20 protein-coding genes are annotated in these 21,197 nt (G+C 68.0%); 6 read left to right on the top strand and 14 right to left on the bottom strand.

Annotation, left to right across the window (positions count from 1 at the left end):
* Positions 1 to 43: 43 nt before the first annotated feature.
* On the top strand, positions 44 to 955 hold the full coding sequence (locus tag FHW85_RS21045; protein ID WP_168649557.1) for a CHAD domain-containing protein: 912 nt from the start codon (positions 44 to 46) through the stop codon (positions 953 to 955).
* A gap of 105 nt (positions 956 to 1,060) precedes the next feature.
* Here FHW85_RS21045 and tadA read toward each other — a convergent pair whose 3' ends face one another.
* Complete coding sequence (gene tadA, locus FHW85_RS21040) at positions 1,061 to 1,552, bottom strand: tRNA adenosine(34) deaminase TadA (RefSeq protein WP_167257651.1); 492 nt, start codon at positions 1,550 to 1,552, stop codon at positions 1,061 to 1,063.
* A 78-nt stretch (positions 1,553 to 1,630) separates the two neighbouring features.
* Here tadA and FHW85_RS21035 point away from each other — a divergent pair, with 78 nt between their 5' ends.
* Complete coding sequence (locus tag FHW85_RS21035; RefSeq protein ID WP_168649556.1) at positions 1,631 to 2,380, top strand: hypothetical protein; 750 nt, start codon at positions 1,631 to 1,633, stop codon at positions 2,378 to 2,380.
* Here the strand turns inward: FHW85_RS21035 and FHW85_RS21030 are convergent.
* The 5 genes from FHW85_RS21030 to folD all read right to left on the bottom strand — a co-directional run bounded on the left by FHW85_RS21030 (position 2,303) and on the right by folD (position 7,554).
* Complete coding sequence (locus FHW85_RS21030) at positions 2,303 to 2,827, bottom strand: DNA-binding protein (protein WP_168649555.1); 525 nt, start codon at positions 2,825 to 2,827, stop codon at positions 2,303 to 2,305. The genes FHW85_RS21035 and FHW85_RS21030 overlap by 78 nt on opposite strands.
* 32 nt (positions 2,828 to 2,859) lie before the next feature.
* On the bottom strand, positions 2,860 to 3,102 hold the full coding sequence (locus FHW85_RS21025; RefSeq protein ID WP_167257654.1) for a hypothetical protein: 243 nt from the start codon (positions 3,100 to 3,102) through the stop codon (positions 2,860 to 2,862).
* A 276-nt stretch (positions 3,103 to 3,378) separates the two neighbouring features.
* On the bottom strand, positions 3,379 to 4,959 hold the full coding sequence (guaA, locus tag FHW85_RS21020; RefSeq protein ID WP_168649554.1) for a glutamine-hydrolyzing GMP synthase: 1,581 nt from the start codon (positions 4,957 to 4,959) through the stop codon (positions 3,379 to 3,381).
* Positions 4,960 to 5,103: 144 nt separating this feature from the next.
* Positions 5,104 to 6,561, bottom strand: coding sequence for an IMP dehydrogenase (gene guaB, locus FHW85_RS21015; RefSeq protein WP_167257656.1), 1,458 nt, complete (start codon positions 6,559 to 6,561; stop codon positions 5,104 to 5,106).
* A 123-nt stretch (positions 6,562 to 6,684) separates the two neighbouring features.
* A complete protein-coding gene (gene folD / locus FHW85_RS21010; RefSeq protein WP_167257657.1) occupies positions 6,685 to 7,554 on the bottom strand; it encodes a bifunctional methylenetetrahydrofolate dehydrogenase/methenyltetrahydrofolate cyclohydrolase FolD in 870 nt (289 codons plus the stop codon).
* A 63-nt stretch (positions 7,555 to 7,617) separates the two neighbouring features.
* Between folD and FHW85_RS21005 the strand changes: the two genes are divergently transcribed.
* A complete protein-coding gene (locus tag FHW85_RS21005) occupies positions 7,618 to 8,187 on the top strand; it encodes a GNAT family protein (protein ID WP_168649553.1) in 570 nt (189 codons plus the stop codon).
* Positions 8,188 to 8,190: 3 nt separating this feature from the next.
* On the opposite strand, the gene moeB is transcribed toward FHW85_RS21005, so the two are convergent.
* The 8 genes from moeB to ndk form a co-directional block, all read right to left on the bottom strand.
* Positions 8,191 to 9,357 carry a molybdopterin-synthase adenylyltransferase MoeB gene (moeB, locus tag FHW85_RS21000; RefSeq protein ID WP_168649552.1) on the bottom strand — a complete coding sequence of 389 codons (1,167 nt, stop codon included), beginning with the start codon at positions 9,355 to 9,357 and terminating at the stop codon, positions 8,191 to 8,193.
* Positions 9,358 to 9,615: 258 nt separating this feature from the next.
* The gene (gene der, locus FHW85_RS20995) at positions 9,616 to 11,016 is read right to left on the bottom strand and encodes a ribosome biogenesis GTPase Der (protein WP_167257660.1); all 1,401 of its coding nucleotides are present in this window, start codon (positions 11,014 to 11,016) and stop codon (positions 9,616 to 9,618) included.
* 22 nt (positions 11,017 to 11,038) lie between these two features.
* Positions 11,039 to 12,235 carry an outer membrane protein assembly factor BamB gene (gene bamB / locus FHW85_RS20990; protein ID WP_243868209.1) on the bottom strand — a complete coding sequence of 399 codons (1,197 nt, stop codon included), beginning with the start codon at positions 12,233 to 12,235 and terminating at the stop codon, positions 11,039 to 11,041.
* An 11-nt stretch (positions 12,236 to 12,246) separates the two neighbouring features.
* A complete protein-coding gene (locus FHW85_RS20985; protein WP_167257661.1) occupies positions 12,247 to 12,897 on the bottom strand; it encodes a tetratricopeptide repeat protein in 651 nt (216 codons plus the stop codon).
* Between the two features lie 213 nt (positions 12,898 to 13,110).
* Entirely contained in the window at positions 13,111 to 14,109 is a 999-nt protein-coding gene (locus tag FHW85_RS20980) for a helix-turn-helix domain-containing protein (RefSeq protein WP_246866839.1), read from the bottom strand.
* Between the two features lie 5 nt (positions 14,110 to 14,114).
* Entirely contained in the window at positions 14,115 to 14,894 is a 780-nt protein-coding gene (gene pilW / locus FHW85_RS20975) for a type IV pilus biogenesis/stability protein PilW (RefSeq protein ID WP_167257663.1), read from the bottom strand.
* Positions 14,884 to 16,020 (bottom strand): 23S rRNA (adenine(2503)-C(2))-methyltransferase RlmN, encoded by a 1,137-nt coding sequence (rlmN, locus tag FHW85_RS20970; RefSeq protein WP_167257664.1) that lies wholly within the window; start codon positions 16,018 to 16,020, stop codon positions 14,884 to 14,886. The genes pilW and rlmN overlap by 11 nt, the downstream gene beginning before the upstream one ends.
* Before the next feature lie 69 nt (positions 16,021 to 16,089).
* A complete protein-coding gene (gene ndk / locus FHW85_RS20965) occupies positions 16,090 to 16,515 on the bottom strand; it encodes a nucleoside-diphosphate kinase (RefSeq protein ID WP_167257665.1) in 426 nt (141 codons plus the stop codon).
* 238 nt (positions 16,516 to 16,753) lie between these two features.
* On the opposite strand from ndk, the gene FHW85_RS20960 reads away from it, so the two are divergent.
* The 3 genes from FHW85_RS20960 (at position 16,754) to FHW85_RS20950 (ending at position 21,182) form a co-directional block, all read left to right on the top strand.
* Complete coding sequence (locus tag FHW85_RS20960) at positions 16,754 to 17,371, top strand: TetR/AcrR family transcriptional regulator (RefSeq protein ID WP_167257666.1); 618 nt, start codon at positions 16,754 to 16,756, stop codon at positions 17,369 to 17,371.
* 74 nt (positions 17,372 to 17,445) lie between these two features.
* Positions 17,446 to 19,830, top strand: coding sequence for a 3-hydroxyacyl-CoA dehydrogenase/enoyl-CoA hydratase family protein (locus FHW85_RS20955; protein WP_167257667.1), 2,385 nt, complete (start codon positions 17,446 to 17,448; stop codon positions 19,828 to 19,830).
* A gap of 146 nt (positions 19,831 to 19,976) precedes the next feature.
* Positions 19,977 to 21,182 carry an acetyl-CoA C-acyltransferase gene (locus FHW85_RS20950; protein WP_167257668.1) on the top strand — a complete coding sequence of 402 codons (1,206 nt, stop codon included), beginning with the start codon at positions 19,977 to 19,979 and terminating at the stop codon, positions 21,180 to 21,182.
* Positions 21,183 to 21,197: the final 15 nt, after the last annotated feature.

Here is a 21,197-nt window from a genome sequence, read left to right as displayed (position 1 = left end):
GACGGGTGGAATCCGTCCCTCTCCGCAGCGGTCGAGTCGAGCCATGAGTGCGATACCTCACCAGCCCAGCCAGTCCATTCCCCGCCCTCGTCCGCCGAAGGCCGCCAAGCCGCCTTCCGCCATCGCCGACCTGTGCGCGACCTACGACGGCTACCTGGCCAAGGCGACCAAGGCCCGCGCGGCCCTGCTGCGCAAGTACGAATCGAAGTCGCTGCACGCCTGGCGGGTGAGCCTGCGGCGCATCACCGCCACCCTCGACCGCGTGGCCGCGGCCCTGCCCGGCGAGCAGCCGGATGGCGTACTGGCGCAGCTCAAGGAGTTCCGCAATGCCACCGGCGGTGCGCGTGATCTGGATATCCTGCTGGACGAGACCCTGCCGGCTTTTCTCGCACACGGCGGGCATGGCGACCGGCTGGATGGCGAACTGCTGCATGCCTTGAATACCCGGCGCGTGCATGGGCATCAGGAAGCCATCGAGGGACTGAAGAAGGCCCGGCTGACCACGGCGGTCCATCATTTCCACGCCTGGGCCGAGACCCATCGCAACGTCACCGAAGACGAACTGCGTGCGGCGGCTGCGGGCGTGATCGACACCCGCTTCCGCCAGCTGCGCAAACGGGCGGCGCGGATGCACGAGGGGCGGATCCGTCTCCATCGCGCGCGCACCGCCACCAAGAAGCTGCGCTACACCATCGAGCTGTTCCAGCCGCTGTTTCCGCGCGAAGCCAGCCAGGCCTGGCTGGAAAAACTGGCCGAGGTGCAGAGCCATCTCGGCGAGGCGCATGACCGGCTGACCGCACGAGCCTTGTGCAAGGAGCTGCTGCCGGCGTCGAGCGAGCACGCCCAGCTGAGGGCCCTGCGCAAGTGGGCCAAGCACACCTCGGGGGAAGCGGCGGCCAAGGCGGAGCATTCGCTGGAGCGGCTGGACAAGCTAGGTCACTACTGGCGGCACTGAAGCTGCCATGCAGGTTGGGGGTGAGCCGCAGGCGAACCCCAACAATGCGCTAAATCCTAGACACTGCGTTGGGGTTCGCCTGTGGCTCACCCCAACCTACGACGGTCAGCGCCTGGAACGAAAGAAATCCCTCAACATGGCCGACGACTCCTCGGCCAGCAGCCCACCATCGACCTGGATACGGTGGTTGTGCCGCTCCGAGATCAGCGTGTCGAACACGCTGCCGGCGGCGCCGGTCTTCGGATCGGTCGCGCCGTAGACCACCCGCCCCACGCGGGCATGCACCAGGGCCATCGAGCACATCGCGCAGGGTTCCAGCGTCACGTACAGCGTGGCGCCGACCAGGCGGTAGTTGCCGATCTTTTCGCCGGCCGCGCGGATGGCCTGGATCTCGGCGTGCGCGGTGGGGTCGTTGAGGGTGATGTTGCGGTTCCAGCCCAGGCCGATGATCTCGCCGTCGAGCACGACCAGGGCGCCGACCGGCACTTCGTTCTCCGCATCGCGGGCATGCCCCGCCAACTGCAGCGCGCGGCGCATGAAGCGCTCGTCTTCGTCGCTGAAAGTGGGCGTGGACGAATCTGGGAGATCGCTACTCATCGGGAGGACAAAGATCAGCAAATAGTCTGAATTGTAGGGTCCTGCTGACTGTTTAGATACGAACAGCTGCTACTTGGCATGCCTGTCCTTTCGCACAAGGCCATGGCGATGACCCAAGACCGGCTTGCCGCGTACCAGGCATTCTGCCGCGACTGCCGCGGCGACTTCCGGCGCATCGCGCGCAAGGCAGGCGACTGCGATGCGGACGATGTCGCCTGCGAAGCCTGGCTGATGGCGGCGGCGTTCGAGGCCGGCGGGACCGGCGTGGATTTCGCGGACACCGATTTCCGGCAACGCCTGCTGGCTCACCTCTTTCAGCATTTCGTCCGCTACAACGACCGCAGGATTGCGGCTGCGCTGCGCTTCGAAGTCGAGGACGAGGCACTGCCGCTGCTGGAGAGGCTTGCGGCGCCGACGCCCGACCCGCTGTCCGTGGCCTTGGCGACCGAAGAACACGTCGATATGCCGCTGCCGTCCTATCGCCATTCGCAGGCAGCCGCCTGGGCCAGTTTCATATCCGTGCGCGGCGGCCATATGCCGACGGTCGCGCGCCATCTGATGATTTCCCTGTCCTGGTGCTATCGCCGCTACACCCGCGCCTTGCGGCTGGCGGAGACGCAGTGGCCCCTGCCGGACGGGCTTCCCGTCCCGCCCGGCGAGCAACCGCAGCCATGGCGGCGCTACCGGGCGATGCGTACGCCGCACCAGTTCAGTTTCGACTTCGATCCGGTGCTGGCGCTGGACGTGCCGCTAGCGGACCAGCGCTTCCAGTTCCTCGAAGGCGGACCGTGGCAGGCGCCGCCCTTCCTTGGCCGCATTGACCTGTAGCGCCACCTGCGCCACCTCGAACATGGCCGGCGCGATCGCATAGCCGCCCCTGGCCTTCAGCCAGGCCAGCACGTCGGCCAGATGCCAGATCGACGCGCTGCCCTCGTGCACCGGCGCCGGGAAGCTGCCCGCATTGACCAGCATCAGCTTGCGCATGTTCTGCCGCGACACGCCCACGATCTCGGCCACGTCGGTGAGCCCCACCAGGTCGGGCGCCACCTCAATCAGCCGCGCGCCGGGCACCGCGCGGCGCACGTCGGCCAGTGCGCTGCGCACGGCGGTTTCCGCGTCGGCAGCTTCGCGGGTGAACTCCAGCGCCAGGCGGCCCGGCAGGCCGGTGCCGATCAGCGCGTCATCGCAGCCGGCTTCGCCCAGGCGGCCGACCAGGGCATCCGGGTCGCGGTCGTCGTCGGCCAGCTGGTATTTGAGGGTGAAGATGTATTCCATCGTGCTGCTCCCCGGCATCGCCGTCGGTGTCGCTAGTGATACGCCGTGCAGTTGTCCACCACGCGCCGCAAGGCGCGCGCATGGTTGTGCGGGTTCTTCGGCGTGCTCCAGATGCTGCTGATGCAGAACTCGCCGCAACGGCAGTCCTGGCTGTTGCGCGGGCAATACATCCGGCCCCAGGCATGGCTGCCGCCGGCCTCGACGCGCCAGCCCCGCTCTTCGGCGTGCCGCAGGGCGAGCTCGACGTTTTTCTTGGGATGAGAGGGACGGGCCATCCATGGTCTCCAGTCTGAGGGGGATTGGTCGGGTTGTCAATTGACAACTTATCCGAATCTTGGACATCGACACCGAGCGGCATCGATATCGGGCAAGCGGCCCGGCCACCTGCATGGTGGCTCACCCTCGCGGCGCATGGCGCATCGAACCGGCCAAATTAGGCCTAGTTCTAGATTTCCTGGCGAGGGAGCATCCGTGCTCGTGCGCCAGTTCGGAAAATCAAAGATTTACGACAACTTCCTATGGGCCGATGGAGCGGCGCGGGCCAGGGGAACTCACTCCCACTCAATGGTCGCCGGCGGCTTGCCACTGATGTCATAGACAACGCGAGAAACACCGCGCAACTCGTTGATAATACGATTGGAAACCTTACCGAGGAACTCATACGGCAAATGCGCCCAATGCGCCGTCATGAAGTCGATCGTCTCCACCGCGCGCAGGGCGATCACCCATTCGTAGGCCCGTGCATCCCCTACTACGCCGACAGATTTCACCGGCAGGAACACGGCGAATGCCTGGCTGGTCTTGTCGTACAGGTCCCAGCGGCGCAGCTCCTCGATGAAGATGGCGTCGGCGCGCGCCAGCAGCTCGGCGTACTCCGGCTTCACCTCGCCCAGGATGCGCACGCCCAGCCCGGGGCCCGGGAACGGATGGCGGTAGACCATCTCGCGCGGCAGGCCGAGTTCGACGCCGATGCGGCGCACCTCGTCCTTGAACAGCTCGCGCAGGGGCTCGACCAGCTTGAGCTTCATGTGCTCCGGCAGGCCGCCGACGTTGTGGTGGCTCTTGATGACGTGGGCCTTGCCGGTCTTGCTGCCGGCCGACTCGATCACGTCCGGATAGATGGTGCCCTGGGCCAGCCACTTCACCTGGCCGCTGCCCGCGGCGGTGACCTTGGCCGATTCCTCGTCGAAGATCTCCACGAACAGGCGGCCGATGATCTTGCGCTTGGCCTCCGGATCCGCCACGCCTTCCAGCGCCTTGAAGTAGCGCCCGGCGGCGTCCACGCGGATCACCTTCACGCCCATGTGCTGGGCCATGGTGGCCATCACCTGGTCGCCTTCCTGCCAGCGCAGCAGGCCGGTGTCGACGAACACGCAGGTGAGGCGGTCTCCGATCGCACGGTGCAGCAGCGCGGCGACCACGGAGGAATCCACGCCGCCGGACAGCCCCAGCAGCACGTGGTCGTCGCCGACCTGGGCGCGCACGCGCTCGATCTGGTCTTCGATGATGTGGGCGGCCGTCCACAGGGTGCGGCAGCCGCAGATCTCGGTGACGAAGCGCTTGAGCAGTGCGGTGCCCTGCTTGGTATGCGTCACTTCCGGATGGAACTGCACGCCGTACCAGCGCCTGGCTTCGTTCTCCATCACCGCGACCGGGATGCGGTCGGTAGTGCCGGTGACGACGAAGCCCGGCGGCGCCTTGGCGACGTGGTCGCCGTGGCTCATCCACACGTCCAGGCGGTGCGCGTCGGCGTGGTCGCTGAGTCCGGCGAACAACCGGCTCGATGCGTTGATGTCGACTTCGGCATGGCCGAACTCGCGCGCATCCGCTGCTTCGGTGGCACCGCCGAGCTGGGCGGCCAGGGTCTGCATGCCGTAGCAGATGCCCAGGATGGGCAGGCCCGCCTCGAACACTTCCTGCGGCGCGGCGGGCGCGCCTTCCAGCGTGGTGGACTCGGGGCCGCCGGACAGGATGATGCCCTTGGCGCCGAACGCGGCGATCTCGGCCGGATCGTGGTCCCAGGCCCAGATCTCGCAGTACACGCCGATCTCGCGCACGCGGCGGGCGATCAGCTGGGTGTACTGCGCGCCGAAATCGAGGATGAGGATTTTGTCGCTGTGGATGTCGGTCATGAGGGCCGGGAATCGGGAATGGAGAATCGGCAATAGAAAAGGGCAAGGCGCCGTGGCGCGCCCTGCCCCGATTGGCTTTGGCGAGGGGGCACGGGGAATGCAGGAGATGCTTTCACTATTCCCTTCTCCCGATTCCCTATTCCCTCAAGAATTCAGCCGGTAGTTCGGCGCTTCCTTGGTGATCTGGATGTCGTGCGGGTGCGCTTCGGTGACGCCGGCCGAGGTCACCTTCACGAACTGCGCCTGGTGGCGCACGTCCTCGATGGTGGCCGCGCCCAGGTAGCCCATGGAGGCGCGCAGGCCGCCGATCAGCTGGTGGATGATGTTGCGCAGCGGGCCGCGGTAAGGCACGCGGCCTTCGATGCCTTCGGGCACCAGCTTGTCGGCGTCGGCTTCGTCCTGGAAGTAGCGGTCCTTGGAACCGAGCGCCATCGCGCCGAGCGAACCCATGCCGCGGTAGCTCTTGTACGAGCGGCCCTGGAACAGCTCCACCTCGCCGGGGGATTCCTCGGTGCCGGCGAACATCGAACCGAGCATCACGCTGGACGCGCCGGCGGCGAGCGCCTTGGGGATGTCGCCGGAGTAGCGGATGCCGCCGTCGGCGATCAGCGGGATCTCGTCCTTCAGCGCGGTGGCGACCATGTCGATCGCGGTGATCTGCGGCACGCCCACGCCGGCCACCACGCGGGTGGTGCAGATGGAACCCGGGCCCACGCCGACCTTCACCGCATCCACACCGGCGTCCAGCAGCGCGCGCGCCGCTTCGCCGGTGACGATGTTGCCGGCGATCACCTGCACCTGCGGGTAGTGCTTCTTGACCCACGCGGCGCGCTCGATCACGCCCTGCGAATGGCCGTGCGCGGTGTCGACCACCAGCACGTCCACGCCGGCGTCCACCAGCGCGGCCACGCGCTGCTCGGTGTCGCCGCCCACGCCCACCGCCGCGCCGACCAGCAGGCGCTCGTGGCGGTCCTTGGCGGCGTGCGGGTTGTCGCGGGCTTTCTGGATGTCCTTGACGGTGATCAGGCCGCGCAGCTGGAAGTCGTCGTTGACCACCAGCACCTTCTCGATGCGGTTCTGGTGCAGCAGCTGCAGCACGTCGTCGTGGCTGGCGCCCTCGCGCACCGTGACCAGCTTCTCCTGGCGCGTCATGATGTTGCGCACCGGGTCGTCGTGCTTGCGCTCGAAGCGCAGGTCGCGGCTGGTGACGATGCCGACCAGCTTCTCGCCTTCCACCACCGGCACGCCGGAGATGTTGTGCGCGCGGGTGAGCTGCAGCACTTCGCGGATGGAGGTGTGCGGGGCGACGGTAATCGGGCTGCGGATGACGCCGGCTTCGAACTTCTTCACCAGGCGCACTTCGGCGGCCTGCTGCTCGGCGGTCATGTTCTTGTGGATGATGCCGATGCCGCCCTGCTGAGCCATGGTGATGGCGAGGCGGGCTTCGGTGACGGTGTCCATGGCGGCGGACACGATCGGGATATTCAGCCGGAGGTTGCGGGTGAGCCGCGTGGAGGTGTCGACGTCGCGTGGGAGGACGGCCGAGTGGGCCGGAACGAGGTACACGTCGTCGTAGGTGAGGGCCTCGGCGAGGATGCGCATGCGATTTTGTCCCGCTGCAAAGATGGAATTATACGCTCCCGCCCGTGGCGCCGCCAGAGCGCCACGGCTGTACGGAACGTCGCAGCCGCCGCCGTTCGTGGCGTCCCGGAAGCGGGCGTTTCCTCAATGCACCTTGTGCGTGGCGCCGCGGGTTTCGGCCGCTTCCAGCGTGTTCTCCAGCAGCGTGGCGACCGTCATCGGGCCGACGCCGCCGGGCACCGGCGTGATCCAGCTGGCGCGCTCGGCGGCCGGTTCGAATTCCACGTCGCCGACCAGGCGGCCGTCGTCCAGGCGGTTGATGCCGACGTCGATCACCACCGCGCCCGGCTTGATCCATTCGCCCTTGATCAGGCCCGGGCGGCCCACCGCGACGATCACGATGTCGGCCTGGCGGATATGGCTTTCCAGGTCGCGGGTGAACTTGTGGCAGGCGGTGGTGGTGCAGCCGGCGATGAGCAGTTCCAGCAGCAGCGGACGGCCGACATGGTTGGACACGCCCACCACCACCGCATGCTGGCCGCGCACCGGCCGGTCGGTATGGCCCAGCAGGGTCAGCACGCCGCGCGGCGTGCATGGGCGCAGGCCGAAGCGGCGCAGCGCGAGGCGGCCGATATTGATGGCCTGGAAGCCGTCGACGTCCTTGGCCGGATCGATGCGGTCGACCAGGGCGTCCTCGTCGATATGTTCCGGCAGTGGCGACTGCACCAGGATGCCGTGCACGGCAGGGTCGGCGTTGAGCTGGTCGATCAGCGCGAACAGTTCTTCCTGCGTGGTGCTGGAAGGCAGGTCGTAGCCGAAGGAGTTGAAGCCGACCTGCTTGCAGGCGGCGCGCTTGTTGCGCACGTAGACGGCGGACGCCGCATCGTCGCCGACCAGCACCACCGCCAGGCCCGGCTCGGCCAGGCCCTGCGCCTTGCGTTCGGCCACGCGGCGGCCGATGCGGTCGAGCAGCTCCTTGGCGATGCGTTTGCCGTCGATGATCCGTGCGCTCATGGTGTCTGCCCGCCTGCAAAGATGCCTATTATCCGGACTCGCTCCGACCCGCACAAACCGCCCATGTCTCAGGACCAAGCTCCCTGGCCTTCCTTTCCGCTGCCGCCCGGCACGCTGCGGGTGCGTCCGTGGCAGCCGGAAGACGCCGACGCGCTGTTCGCCGCGGCCAGCGAGTCGATCCAGAGCGTGGGACGCTGGCTGCCGTGGTGCCGCGCGGGCTATACGCGCGAGGACAGCGTGGCGTGGATCGCGCACGCCCAGGGCTGCTGGCAGCTGGAGGAACTGTTCGCCTTCGCCATCGTCGACGAAGCCGACGGCAGCGTGGCCGGCGGCGTGGGGCTGAACCAGTTCAACCGGCAGCACCGCAGCGCGAACCTGGGCTACTGGGTGCGGCAGTCGCGCCAGGGCCAAGGCATCGCGCCGCGCGCGGTGCCGGCGGTGGCGCGTTTCGGTTTCGGGACGCTGGGCCTGGTGCGGGTGGAGATCGTCGCCGCGGTGGACAACGTGCCCAGCCGCCGTTGCGCGGAAAAAGCCGGCGCGCGGTTCGAAGGCATCGGACGGCAGCGGCTGGTCATCGACGACACCGCCGTGGATGCGGCGGTGTATGCCTTGATTCCGTCCGACCTGGCCTAGCGCTCAGGCCGAGGCGCAGAGTTCGGCGATGTCTTCGTAGCCATGGAAGACCGCCTCATGCCCACAGCCGGGGCATGCCGGGTCGCGCCGCAGCCGCGTCTCGCGGAAACGCATGGCCAGCGCATCGACGTGGAGCAGGCGGCCGGACAAGGTCTCGCCCAGATCCAGGATCAGCTTCAGCGCCTCGGTCGCCTGCAGCAGGCCGATCAGGCCGGGCAGCACGCCGAGCACGCCGGCTTCGCTGCAGTTCGGCGCTTCCGCCGCCGAGGGCGGTTCCGGGAACAGGCAGCGGTAGCACGGCGCGTCGTCGCGGCGCGGATCGAACACGCTGACCTGGCCGGTGAAGCGCTCCACCGCGCCGTAGACCATCGGCAGGCCCAGGCGCCGCGTCGCGGCGGCGATCAAATAGCGCGCGGGAAAATTGTCGGCGCCGTCGATCACCAGATCGTGGCCGGCCAGCAGGCGCTCGACGTTGTCGGCGCGCAGGCGCTCCTCGCGGGTCTCGATGCGCACGCGCGGATTGAGCGCGTTCAAGGCCAGCCGCGCCGATTCGGTCTTGGCCATGCCCACGCGCGCATCGGCGTGGATCACCTGGCGATGCAGGTTGGAACGCTCCACCCGATCGTCGTCGATCAAGGTGAGCTGCCCTACGCCCGCCGCGGCGAGATAAAGCGCCGCCGGCGCGCCAAGGCCGCCGGCGCCGAGCAGCGCGATTCTTGCCGCGCCCAGCTTCGCCTGCCCCGCTTCGCCTACCTGCGGCAGGCGCAGCTGGCGCGAATAGCGTTCGGCCGCGTCGGCGTCGAGCGCGCCGGTGACGATGGGCAGGCCTTCGGCCTTCCAGCGGTTGAAGCCGCCGGCCACCGACGACACCTGCCGATAACCCATGCGCTGCAGCGCCTCGGCCGCCAGCAGCGAACGCTGGCCGCTGCCGCACAGCGCGAGAATGGGACGTTCGCGGTTCGCTTCGGCCTGCTCGATGCGCAGCTCCAGAAAACCGCGCGACAGGCCCAGCGCGCCGGCCGGCGTGCCGTCGGCGCGTTCGTGGTCTTCGCGTACGTCGATCAGGAGGGCGCCGCCGGCCTGCCGGGTGAGCGCTTCCGCCGGGGAGATCTCCGGCACCTGCTGGCGCAGCTGCGCGAGCCAGCTCTCGCGATTGAATGACTCGGTCATGCGGGGGAGTTTAGGACGATCCGGGGAGGGGCGCGCGATCGACCGACGACGCGCCCCTGCTCGTCATTCCGGCGCAGGCCGGAATCCAGTGGCGATAACGCGAGTACAAGCTTCACCGCCCGGGACGCTTTTAAAGCATTGAGCCTGGAGCACATCGCCAGGTCCAGCTCTTCCGCTACTGGATTCCGGCCTGCGCCGGAATGACGAGGGTGTGGGGTGGCGCCAGGGACGAGGATGCGGGGTGACGCCAGGATCGAATCAGCGCTTGCGCTTCTTCATCTCGCGGATCATGCGCTGGCGCTTGCGCATCTGGCCTTCGGTGAGCACGTTCTTCTTGCCGGCGTAGGGATTCTCGCCGTCGCGGAACTCGATGCGCACCGGCGTGCCTTCCAGGCGGAAGCGCTTGCGGAAGAAGTTCTCGAGATAGCGGCGGTAGGCCGGCGCGATGTGCTTGGTGCGGCTGCCGTGGATCACGATGGTCGGCGGGTTGCTGCCGCCGGGATGGGCGAAGCGCAGCTTCGGCGCGTGGCCGCGCACCAGCGGCGGCTGGTAGCCCTCGTAGGCGCGCTCCAGCGTACGGGTCAGTTCCGACGAGCCGAGCTCGCGGTTGGCCGCGTCGTGCGCGCGCACGATCGCGCGCATCAGCTCGCGCAGGCCGGAGCCGTGCAGCGCGGAGATGAACACGTTCTTGGCCCAGTCCACGAACTGCAGGCGGCGCTCCAGCGCGCGTTCGCACTGCTCGCGCTGGTACTGGTCCATGCCGTCCCACTTGTTGACGGCGATGACCAGCGCCCTGCCCTCGTCCACGGCGTGGCCGATCAGGGTGAGATCCTGGTCGGCCAGGTTCTCGCGCGCGTCGACCATCACCACCACCACCTGGGCGGCGGCCATGGACTGCAGCGTCTTGATGACGCTGAACTTCTCCACCGCTTCTTCCACGCGCGCCTTGCGGCGCACGCCGGCGGTGTCGATCAGCACGTAGCGGCGGCCGTCGCGTTCCAGCGGCACGCGGATCGGGTCGCGCGTGGTGCCGGCGACGCTGGAGACGATCAGGCGCTCTTCGCCGAGCAGGCGGTTGATCAGGGTGGACTTGCCGGCGTTCGGGCGGCCGACAATGGCCACGCGGATGGCGCCTTCGTCTTCCGGCGCGAGTTCCTCGTGCGCGTCTTCCGGCAGCAGCGGCAGTACGTGGCGCACCAGCTCGTCGGTGCCGCGGTTGTGCGCGGCCGACAGCGGCAGCGTGGACCCCAGGCCGAACACGGCGAACTCGGCCAGCGCGTTCTGCAGGTCCAGGCCATCGGTCTTGTTGACCGCGGCGATGATCGGCTTGCCGCTGCGGCGCAGGTCGTCGAGGATCGCGCGGTCCTGCGGCAGCAGGCCGTCGCGCGCGTCGAGCACGAACACCAGCACCTGCGCTTCCTCGACGGCGAGGCGGACCTGCTGCGCGGTGAGCGCATCCAGGCCTTCCTCGACGCCGGAAAGGCCGCCGGTGTCCACCACCACGAAGGGGCGGTCGCCGATGCGGCAGACGCCGTAGTGGCGATCGCGGGTGACGCCCGGCATATCGGCCACCAGGGCGTCGCGGCTGCGCGTCATGGCATTGAAGAGGGTCGACTTACCGACGTTGGGGCGGCCGACCAGGGCGACGACGGGCAGCATTTACGGGTACAACCTCGCCGGCTCAGTGCCCGCCGAGGCGGTAGGCGCCGATATGGCCCTTCACGTCCTCGACGTACACGGTATCGCCCACCACCAGCGGCTGGGCGCGGATCGGCTTCTTGGACAGGCGCTCGCGCGCGGCCAGGGCGCCATCGCTGGTCTGCAGCCAGTGCACGTAGCCTTCGCTGTCGGCGACCACCACGTAGTTGTTCTGCACGCTCGGCGCGGTGAGCCAGCGGTACTTGAGCTTCTCGTTCTTCCACATGTCGGCGCCGCCGCTCTTGTCGAACGACCACACCTGGGAATCCTCGTTCACGCCGAACAGCGCGTTGCCGCCGATGTCGACCGAGGTGAAGGTGGAGAACGGGCGCGCCCACAGCGGGCGGCCGCTGGGGCCGTCCACCGCCACGAGGTTGCCGTGGTAGGCGGCGCCGTACAGGGTGCTGCCGTCGAGCACGATGGCGCCGTCGGCGTCGTTCAGGCGGTCGATCTCGGTGCGGCCTTCGCCGCTGGCCATGTTCTGCTCCCACAGCTTCTCGCCGTTGTCCAGGCGCAGGGCGACCAGCTTGCCGTTGTCGCTGCCGAAGAAGATCACGCCGTTGGCCGCCAGCAGCGGGCCGTTGCCGCGCAGGCTGAGCAGCGGGACGTTGCCCTGGTCGTAGGCCCAGCGGCGCTCGCCGGTGCCGCTGTCCAGGCCGTACAGGCGGCCGTCGCCGGCACGCACCACCACCAGGTTGCCGACCACGGCCGGCGCGGCCAGCACTTCGGAGCTGACGCTGGCTTCCCAGCGCGGCGAACCGTCCTTGGCATTGATGCCGTAGACGTGGCCGTCCAGCGTGCCGATCGCCAGCAGGTCGCCGGACACGGCCGGGCCGCCGGCATAGAACGCATCCTTGCGCTTCTTGTCGCCCCAGCCGAACCAGCCCTTGGTGCTGGAGCTCTTGGACCACAGCGTCTTGCCGCTGGTGGCGTCCAGCGCCTCGATCTTGCCGTCGGTGCTGGCCACGTAGAGCACGCCGTCGGCGAAGGCCGGGCGCAGGCGCAGGCCGGATTCACCGGCGCCCTTGCCGACGCTGCTGGTCCACAGGCGGGTGACCTGCGCGGTCGGCTTGAAGTCCTTGTCGAGCGGCGTGGGCGGCTGGACGTTTTCCTTCTTGAAGGAATGGCAGCCGGCCAGGGTCGCCATCGACACCAGACCGACCAGCAAAGCTCGTTTCATCACACCAGCTTTCATGCACCCTGCTTCCCGGCCACGGCCAGATTGTCGAGTTTCAACTGCAAGGCGCCGCTCTGCGGCGCACCCACGCCCAGCACGGCCTTGGCGGCCTCGTAGGCCTTGCGCGCGTCATCCGGGCGACCAAGCTTGACCAGGGCGTCGCCGCGTAGTTCCTGGCTCAGGCCTTCGTAGTTTTTCGCGCCCATGCGGTCGAGCGTGGCCACCGCGTCGGCGGCCTTGTCCTGCGCCAGCTGCAGCTGCGCGATGCGCAACTGCATCAGGGCCTTCAGATTCGGATCGGCGGCATGGCTCTCGGCCCAGTTGAGCGAGACCAGCGCCTTGTCCAGCTGCTTGGCATTGGCCTGGCGCACCGCGCGGTCGCCGGCGGCGAACACCGCGTACGGCGAATCGGCGTAATCCTTGAAGAGCTGTTCGGTGAGCGTCTCGGCCTGGTCGTTCTTGCCGCCGGCGATGGCGCTCTGCACCTGCTGGTAGAGCTGCGACGCCTCGCTCTCGCGGCCGGCCTTGTGGTTGCTCCACTGCTGCCAGCCGAAGATGCCGACCAGGCCGATCGCGACGCCGACCACGATCGAAAGACCGTTCTGGCGCAACCACTTCTGTACGCGTTCGCCCTGCTCGTAGTCGTCGTAGACTTCAAATGCCATGCAATCACCCTTGAAGGGAACGGATGCCGCCGGAGGGCGCGGCGACCTTCCTGGCGCGATAAGAAAAACTGGAACGGACCCGGCCCGACGCTGCCGTCGAGCGGGCAAAGGGCAAGCATAACCGATCGCGCTACTGAGCGTGGCCCGCGGCACGCACCGCAAGTCAGCCCGCAGGCGGTGTCGCGCCAGCCGGCGCGACCCGCGCAAGCACGCTCAGACGCCGGCCGGAGTGGCCTTGCCGTCGCGCACGTCCACCTTGAAATGCGCCACGTTGGCGCGGCGGTAGCTGTCGAGCGCGACCGGCTGGCCGTCGATCGAGACCTGGGCGCCGGTGGCATTGCCGATGCGCACCGTCAGCGGCTTGTCGCTGTGGTAGGTCTTGCTGCTGCCGGCCGGCAGCAGGCCGTATTCCAGGCGGGAACCGTCCGTCGCGACCACTTCCACCCAGCTGGCGTTGGGCAGCTGCAGCGACAGGCTGTGCGCGCCGTCGCCCACCGGTTCGGCCTGGGCCGCCGGCTTGGGCTGCGCGGTGTCGGCGCTGCCCAGGTTCGGGAACGGCGCCATCGAGGCGAGCAGCGGCTGTTCCTGCTGCGCGTCGACCGGCGGCTGCTCGGCGGGCTTGGGCGCGGCGGCCGGCGCATGGGCCGCCAGCGTGCCGGCACTCGCCGCGCTGGTGGCTACCGCGGGCAGGTCCGCCTGGGCGACCGGCTTCGAATCCAGCGGCGCCAGGTGGCTGACGTCGCGGTCGAGCGTGCCGCGCACGCCCAGCCAGATGGTCGGCACCACGATCGCCGCGGTCAGCACCACGTAGGTGGCCGCGCGTGCATAGCGTTCGAGCAGATAGCGCGAATGCGAGATGCCGCCGGTGGCCACCAGGGTCGGCTGCACCGGGGTCAGGCGGGTGAGTTCGGCTTGCAGCGCCGACTCTTCCACGCCGACGTGGCGGCCGTACTTGGTGAGATAGCCGGCGAGATAGACCTGGTAGTCGATGCCGGCGTAATCGCCGCTCTCGAGCTGGCGCAGGACGCGCACCGGCAGGCGCAAGACCTGGCCGCAGCTTTCCACGTCCAGGCCGCGGGCCTCGCGTGCGGCGCGCAGGCGCGCGCCGAAATTATCCGTTACGGCGTTGTCCATCATGGCGGTCGCCCCCTGCGCGCTCGCGTCGAACAGACCTTTTTCACCGGCCTCCGGACCGGTTGGCTGTGACTGCATGGATGTCATTGGCTTGCGGTCGAGTCGATGGCGCGGGCCTGCTCCGAATCCGGGAACTGGCTCTGCAATCGCCTGCTGTAATTGCGGGCAGCGTCCTTGTTGCCCAGTCGGAGTTCGATGTCGTGGCCCAGCTTGAGTCCGGTCGGCGAGACCTGGCCCAGGCTGTCGTAGCGCTGCAGGAAGGCCCGCGCGCGGAAAGCATCGTTGCGCTGGAACAGCAGCGAGGCAACCTGCAGCAGCGCGTCCGCGTTCTGCGGATCGAGCGCGATCGCCTTGCGGTAGTCGTCTTCGGCGCCGGCGACGTCGCCGGTGCTTTCCAGGCAGCGGCCGGCATTGGTCCAGGCCGTGGCCGGCGTCTGGTAGAACGGATCGGCAACCGCCTTCTGGAAATACTGCGCCGCCTCCGCGCCGCGGCCGGTCTTGCACAGGAAGGCGCCGAGATTGTTGTTGGGATCGCCCTTGTCGGGCGCCAGCGCGGCGGCGCGGCGGTAGTGCTTTTCCGCCTCGGCCTGGTTGCCGATGCGCTCGTACAGCACCGCCATCACGGTGTGCGCCGGCACGTAGTTCGGATCGAAGGTGAGCGCCTTGTTGAGCTTGGTCAGCGCGCCCTGCAGGTCGCCGTTCTGCATGTACGACTGGGCCAGTTCGGTATGCACGCGAGCGCCTTCCAGCGCGTTGTCGCTCTTGGCGACGCGCGGGTTCGGGCCCGGGTCCACGCCGGTGGTCTGGCAGGCGGTGAGCGATGCAGCCAGGCAGGCGGCCAGCAGGATCCGGTCAAGCCGCATGGCTGGCGCCCTCGTCGAGTCGTTTACGGAATTCGGCCTGGCGGCGCGTGCGGTCCAGCACCTGTCCCTTCAGCTGGCCGCATGCCGCATCGATGTCGTCGCCGCGGGTGCGGCGCAGCATGGTGAGGATGTTGGCGTTGAGCAGCTGGGTCTGGAAGGCGCGGATCGTGTCGGCGTCGGAGCGCTCGAAGCGCGTGCCGGGGAAAGGATTGAAGGGAATCAGGTTGACCTTGCAGTTGGGCATCTTGCGCATCAGCTTGATCAGCTGGCGCGCGTGCTCGGGCTGGTCGTTGACGCCCTTCATCAGCGTGTATTCGAAAGTGATCGAGGTGCGCGCCCGGCGCTCCAGCCAACGGCGGCAGGCGCCCATCAGCTCCTCGATCGGATAGCGCTTGTTGAGCGGCACCAGCTCGGTGCGCAGCTCGTCGTTGGCGGCGTGCAGCGACACCGCGAGCGACACGTCGATGGCCTCGGACAGCTTGTCGATCATCGGCACCAGGCCGGCGGTCGACAGCGTGACGCGCTTGGAGGCCAGGCCGAAGCCCAGGTCGTCGCGCATCAGGCTCATCGCCTTGACCACGTTGTCGAAGTTCAGCAGCGGCTCGCCCATGCCCATCATCACCACGTTGGTGATGCGGCGGTTCTGGTGCGTGACGTTGCCCAGGTACTTAGCGGCGACCCACATCTGCCCGATGATCTCGGACGTGGCCAGGTTGCGGTTGAAGCCCTGCGTGGCGGTGGAGCAGAACTGGCAGTTCAGGCCGCAGCCGACCTGCGAGGACACGCACAGCGTGCCGCGGGTGGGCTCGGGAATGTACACCGCCTCCACCGCGTTGCCGCCGTCCATGCCCAGCAGCCACTTGTGCGTGCCGTCGGCGGCGCCCTTGTCGAACATGGTCTTGGGCGGGCCGATGTAGCAGGCCGCCTCGAGCTTGGTGCGCAGCGCCTTGCCGACGTCCGTCATGTTTTCGAAGTTGTCTTCCAGGCGGTGGTAGATCCACTTCATCACCTGCTCGGCGCGATACGGCTTCTCGCCGAGCTGGGCGAAGAAATCGCGCAGCCCCTGGCGATCGAAATCGAGCAGGTTGACCTTGTCGGTGGATGGAGTGGAAACGGCCTGGTTCATCGTCTTCAAAAAGCGCGGCCGCGTTGGCCGCATGGCGGACGGCGCCCGTTGCACGGGCGCCGCGGTGAATTACCTGGAATGCACTTCGGTCGCGGCGAAGAAATACGCAATCTCGACCTGTGCGGTTTCAGACGCATCCGAACCATGCACCGCATTCGCGTCGATCGAATCGGCGAAATCGGCGCGGATGGTGCCCGGCGCGGCTTCCTTCGGATTGGTGGCGCCCATCAGCTCGCGGTGCTTGAGCACGGCGTTGTCGCCTTCCAGCACCTGGATCATCACCGGGCCGGAGATCATGAATTCGACCAGCGCCTTGAAGAACGGGCGCTCCTTGTGCACGGCGTAGAAGCCTTCGGCTTCCTGGCGCGACAGCTGCTTCTGCTTGGCGGCGACGACCTTGAGGCCAGCCTTCTCGAAACGGGCGTAGATTTCGCCGATGACGTTCTTGGCGACGGCGTCGGGCTTGATGATGGAAAGGGTGCGCTCCAGCGCCATGAGTAGTCTGCTCCGGAAAAACTGGTATCTGAGTGGGCGGTCTGGCCAGGCTAGCCAGCAAAGTAGGCCAAATCCGATGACGTTTAGAGGATTTAGCTCACGAAAGTCTGACAGATTCTAACTGATTCGCAAGCCGGGCGCCGGGCGTTGTAAACGATCGTTTGACGGCAGGGATTCCTCCCCCGTATGCTCAAACGATCGTTTGATTCCTGCCGTAGCCACCCGGGGGACCGCCCGCTTGCAAGCCGTGCCGCATTCGACCAAGGAACGCATCCTGACCGCCGCCGAGGAGCTGTTCGCCCGGCACGGTTTCGACGGCGCCTCGCTGCGCCAGCTCACCGCCGCCGCGGGCGTCAACCTGGCCGCCGTGAACTACCACTTCGGCAGCAAGGACCGCCTGATCGAAGAGGTCTTCCGCCGCCGCCTGGACCAGCTCAACGGCCACCGCATGACCGCCCTGTCGCGCATCGCCGGCCTGCCGGAAACCAGCCTCGAGGACGTGCTGGCCGCCTTCATCAAGCCGGCGCTGGAGCTGTCCCACGAAGGTAGCGGCTCGCTGTTCATGCGCGTGCTGGCGCGCGCCTTCGCCGAGCACGACGACACCCTGCGCAAGTTCCTGTCGGAGAACTACGGCCACGTCATGCGCCAGTTCACCGCCGAGTTCGGCCGCCTGCTGCCCCAGCTGAGCCGGGAAGAACTGTACTGGCGGGTCGACCTGGTCACCGGCGCGCTGACCCATGCCATGTCCGGCTTCGGCATGATCCAGCGCAAAAGCGATGTCACCGAGCGGGTGCATCGTGAACAGACGGCGGAGCACCTGATCCGCTTCGCCGCCGCCGGCCTCAACGCCCCCTGATTTCCTTACGGAGGCCGGCAACGGTCTCCTTCGCGTTTCAACACCCCTCAAGTGTCCGTCCCACGGAGAAGCCAATGACCGCTCCAGTCGCATCCCATCCGCTGCGCATCCGCAAGGCCGCGGTGCTCGGCGCCGGCGTCATGGGCGCGCAGATCGCCGCGCACCTGACCAACGCCAATGTCGAGACCGTGCTGTTCGACCTGCCCGCCAAGGAAGGTCCCAAGAGCGGCATCGCCCTCAAGGCGATCGAGAACCTGAAGAAGCTCTCCCCCGCTCCGCTGGCCGACGGCAGCCGCGCCGCCGCGATCATCCCGGCCAACTACGACGACGACCTCGAACACCTCAAGGACGTCGACCTGGTGATCGAGGCGATCGCCGAACGGATGGACTGGAAGCTGGATCTCTACAAGAAGATCGCGCCCTACGTCGCGCCGCACGCCGTGCTGGCCAGCAACACCTCGGGCCTGTCGATCAACGGCCTGGCCGAAGCGCTGCCGGAAGACATGCGCCACCGCTTCACCGGCGTGCATTTCTTCAACCCGCCGCGCTACATGCACCTGGTCGAGCTGATCCCGACCCGCCTCACCGACGCCAACGTGCTGCAGGGCCTGGAAGCCTTCCTCACCACCGTGGTCGGCAAGGGCGTGGTCTACGCCAAGGACACGCCGAACTTCATCGGCAACCGCATCGGCGTGTTCTCCATGCTCGCCACCATGCACCACACCGAGCAGTTCAAGCTCGGCTTCGACGTGGTCGACGCGCTCACCGGCCCGGCCGTGGGCCGTCCCAAGAGCGCCACCTACCGCACCGCCGACGTGGTGGGCCTGGACACCATGGCGCACGTGATCAAGACCATGGCCGACACGCTGGCCGACGACCCGTGGCACGAGTACTTCAAGGCGCCCGCCTGGCTGCAGGGCCTGATCGACCAGGGCGCGCTGGGCCAGAAGACCGGCGCCGGCTTCTACCGCAAGGCCGGCAAGGACATCGTGGTGCTGGACGTGGCCAAGCGCGACTACCGCGCCTCGGAGCAGAAGGCTTCCGACGAAGTGGCCGCCATCCTCGCCATCAAGGACCCGGCCGAGAAGTTCGCCAAGCTGCGCGCCAGCGCCGACCCGCAGGCGCAGTTCCTGTGGGCCACCTTCCGCGACCTGTTCCACTACACCGCCTATCACCTGGCCGACATCGCCGACACCGCGCGCGACGTCGACTTCGCCATCCGCTGGGGCTACGGCTGGAAGCTCGGCCCGTTCGAGACCTGGCAGGCCGCCGGCTGGCAGCAGGTGGCCCAGTGGATCGAGGAAGACATCGCCGCCGGCAAGGCCATGAGCAAGGCCCCGCTGCCGAAGTGGGTGACCGACGGCCGCAGCGGCGTGCACGGCAAGAGCGGTTCGTACTCGGCCGGCGCCAACGCCGACAAGCCGCGCTCGCAGCATCCGGTGTACCGGCGCCAGCTGTTCCCGGATCCGATCCTGGGCGAGAAGTTCGACCAGGGCAGCACGGTGTGGGAGAACGACGGCGTGCGCCTGTGGACGCTGGGCGACGACGGCGTGGGCATCATCTCGTTCAAGACCAAGATGAACACGGTCAACGACCAGGTGCTCGACGGCATCCAGCAGGCGATCGACGTCGCCGAGCAGCAGCTGAAGGCCGTGGTGATCTGGCAGACCGGCGAACCGTTCTCCGCCGGCGCGGACCTGAAGGGCGCGCTGGGCCTGCTGCAGGCCGGCAAGCTGGGCGACTTCGAGGCGATGGTGGCCAACTTCCAGCGCACCAGCATGCGCATCAAGCACTCGCTGGTGCCGGTGGTGTCGGCCGTGCGCGGCCTGGCCCTGGGCGGCGGCTGCGAATTCCAGATGCATTCGGCGCGCACCGTGGCGGCGCTGGAAAGCTATATCGGCCTGGTCGAGGCGGGCGTGGGCCTGCTGCCGGCCGGCGGCGGCCTGCACGAGCTGGCGATCCGCGCGGCGCAGGCCAATCCGGCCGATCCGTTCGAGGCGCTGAAGAAGGTGTTCGAGACGGTGGCCATGGCCAAGGTCTCCGGCAGCGCGCTGGAGGCCAAGCAGCTGGGCCTGCTGCGCGACAGCGACGTGGTGGTGTTCAACGCCTACGAGCTGCTCTACGTGGCCAAGCAGGTGGCGCGCGCGCTGGCCGAGAGCGGCTACCGCCCGCCGCTGCCGGCGCGCAGCATCCCGGTCGCCGGCGACGTCGGCACGGCCACTTTCCGCGCCTCGCTGGCCAACATGCTGGCCGGCTATTTCGCCTCCGAGCACGACGTCGAGATCGCCACGCGCATCGCCGACACCTTGTGCGGCGGCGTCATCGAGCGCGGTTCGCTGGTGGACGAGGAATGGCTGCTGGCGCTGGAGCGCAAGCACTTCGTGGAACTGGCGCAGACGGAAAAGACCCAGGCGCGCATCGCTCACACGATGAGCACCGGCAAGCCGCTGCGTAATTGAGAATCGGGAATAGAGAATGGGGAATAGGTAAAGCGCCGTTCCCCGAACCTCGCTATCTATCAATAGTCAGTTAGGCCGGATTCGCGACGGGCTGGGACTCGATTCCCTATTCCCTATTCCCGATTCCCGGCTTTCGGAGAAAGCCAATGAGCAAGCAAGTGCAAGACGCCTACATCGTCGCCGCCACCCGCACCCCGGTCGGCAAGGCGCCGCGCGGCGTGTTCCGCAACACCCGTCCCGACGACATGCTGGCCCACGTGATCCGCGCCGTGATGGCGCAGGCGCCGGGCATCGACGCGCACCGCATCGGCGACGTGATCGTCGGCTGCGCCATGCCTGAGGCCGAGCAAGGCATGAACGTGGCCCGCATCGGCCTGCTGCTGGCCGGCCTGCCGGACACCGTGCCGGGCGTCACCGTCAACCGTTTCTGCTCGTCCGGCGTGCAGGCCATCGCGCAGGCCGCCGACCGCATCCGCCTGGGCGAGGCGGACCTGATGATCGCCGCCGGCACCGAGAGCATGAGCATGGTGCCGATGATGGGCCACAAGGTGGCGATGAATCCCGGCATCTTCGATAACGAGCACATCGGCATCGCCTACGGCATGGGCATCACCGCCGAGAACGTGGCCAAGCAGTGGAAGATCAGCCGCGAGGAACAGGACAGCTTCGCCGCCGCCAGCCATGAGCGCGCGCTGGCCGCGATCAAGGCCGGCGAGTTCAAGGACGAGATCACCCCGTTCAAGCTCGACGACCATTACCCGGATCTCGCCACGCGTTCGATCAAGACGGACAGCCGTCTGATCGACACCGACGAAGGCCCGCGCCCGGGCAGCACGGTCGAGGTGCTGGGCAAGCTCAAGCCGGTGTTCCGCAACGGCCAGTTCGGCGGCTCGGTCACCGCCGGCAATTCCTCGCAGACCTCCGACGGCGCCGGCGCGGTGCTGCTGGCCAGCGAAGCGGCCATCAAGGAATACGGCCTCACCCCGATCGCCCGCTTCGTCAGCTACTCGGTGGCCGGCGTGCGTCCGGAGATCATGGGCATCGGCCCGAAGGAAGCGATTCCCAAGGCGCTCAAGCAGGCCGGCCTGACGCAGGACCAGCTGGACTGGATCGAACTCAACGAAGCCTTCGCCGCGCAGTCGCTGGCGGTGATCAAGGACCTGGGCCTGGATCCGTCGAAGATCAACCCGCTCGGCGGCGCCATCGCGCTCGGCCACCCGCTCGGCGCCACCGGCGCCATCCGCGCCGCCACCCTGGTGCACGGCATGCGCCGGCGCAAGCAGAAGTACGGCATGGTGACGATGTGCATCGGCACCGGCATGGGCGCGGCGGGGATTTTCGAGTCGCTGTGAGCTTGAGCCCCTCTC

This window comes from Dyella sp. SG609 (assembly GCF_012275375.1).
GTDB classification, from domain to species: domain Bacteria; phylum Pseudomonadota; class Gammaproteobacteria; order Xanthomonadales; family Rhodanobacteraceae; genus Dyella_D; species Dyella_D marensis.
Note: the sequence above shows the minus strand (reverse complement) of the source record. Positions and strands in the feature narration are given on the sequence as shown.

Excerpts from the sequence above, each read along its gene's own strand:
- FHW85_RS21045 (WP_168649557.1), top strand. The coding sequence starts at position 44 with ATGAGTGCGATACCTCACCAGCCCAGCCAGTCCATTCCCCGCCCTCGT.
- tadA (WP_167257651.1), bottom strand. The coding sequence starts at position 1,552 with ATGAGTAGCGATCTCCCAGATTCGTCCACGCCCACTTTCAGCGACGAA.
- FHW85_RS21035 (WP_168649556.1), top strand. The coding sequence starts at position 1,631 with ATGCCTGTCCTTTCGCACAAGGCCATGGCGATGACCCAAGACCGGCTT.
- FHW85_RS21030 (WP_168649555.1), bottom strand. The coding sequence starts at position 2,827 with ATGGAATACATCTTCACCCTCAAATACCAGCTGGCCGACGACGACCGC.
- FHW85_RS21025 (WP_167257654.1), bottom strand. The coding sequence starts at position 3,102 with ATGGCCCGTCCCTCTCATCCCAAGAAAAACGTCGAGCTCGCCCTGCGG.
- guaA (WP_168649554.1), bottom strand. The coding sequence starts at position 4,959 with ATGACCGACATCCACAGCGACAAAATCCTCATCCTCGATTTCGGCGCG.
- guaB (WP_167257656.1), bottom strand. The coding sequence starts at position 6,561 with ATGCGCATCCTCGCCGAGGCCCTCACCTACGACGACGTGTACCTCGTT.
- folD (WP_167257657.1), bottom strand. The coding sequence starts at position 7,554 with ATGAGCGCACGGATCATCGACGGCAAACGCATCGCCAAGGAGCTGCTC.
- FHW85_RS21005 (WP_168649553.1), top strand. The coding sequence starts at position 7,618 with ATGTCTCAGGACCAAGCTCCCTGGCCTTCCTTTCCGCTGCCGCCCGGC.
- moeB (WP_168649552.1), bottom strand. The coding sequence starts at position 9,357 with ATGACCGAGTCATTCAATCGCGAGAGCTGGCTCGCGCAGCTGCGCCAG.
- der (WP_167257660.1), bottom strand. The coding sequence starts at position 11,016 with ATGCTGCCCGTCGTCGCCCTGGTCGGCCGCCCCAACGTCGGTAAGTCG.
- bamB (WP_243868209.1), bottom strand. The coding sequence starts at position 12,235 with ATGAAACGAGCTTTGCTGGTCGGTCTGGTGTCGATGGCGACCCTGGCC.
- FHW85_RS20985 (WP_167257661.1), bottom strand. The coding sequence starts at position 12,897 with ATGGCATTTGAAGTCTACGACGACTACGAGCAGGGCGAACGCGTACAG.
- FHW85_RS20980 (WP_246866839.1), bottom strand. The coding sequence starts at position 14,109 with ATGCAGTCACAGCCAACCGGTCCGGAGGCCGGTGAAAAAGGTCTGTTC.
- pilW (WP_167257663.1), bottom strand. The coding sequence starts at position 14,894 with ATGCGGCTTGACCGGATCCTGCTGGCCGCCTGCCTGGCTGCATCGCTC.
- rlmN (WP_167257664.1), bottom strand. The coding sequence starts at position 16,020 with ATGAACCAGGCCGTTTCCACTCCATCCACCGACAAGGTCAACCTGCTC.
- ndk (WP_167257665.1), bottom strand. The coding sequence starts at position 16,515 with ATGGCGCTGGAGCGCACCCTTTCCATCATCAAGCCCGACGCCGTCGCC.
- FHW85_RS20955 (WP_167257667.1), top strand. The coding sequence starts at position 17,446 with ATGACCGCTCCAGTCGCATCCCATCCGCTGCGCATCCGCAAGGCCGCG.
- FHW85_RS20950 (WP_167257668.1), top strand. The coding sequence starts at position 19,977 with ATGAGCAAGCAAGTGCAAGACGCCTACATCGTCGCCGCCACCCGCACC.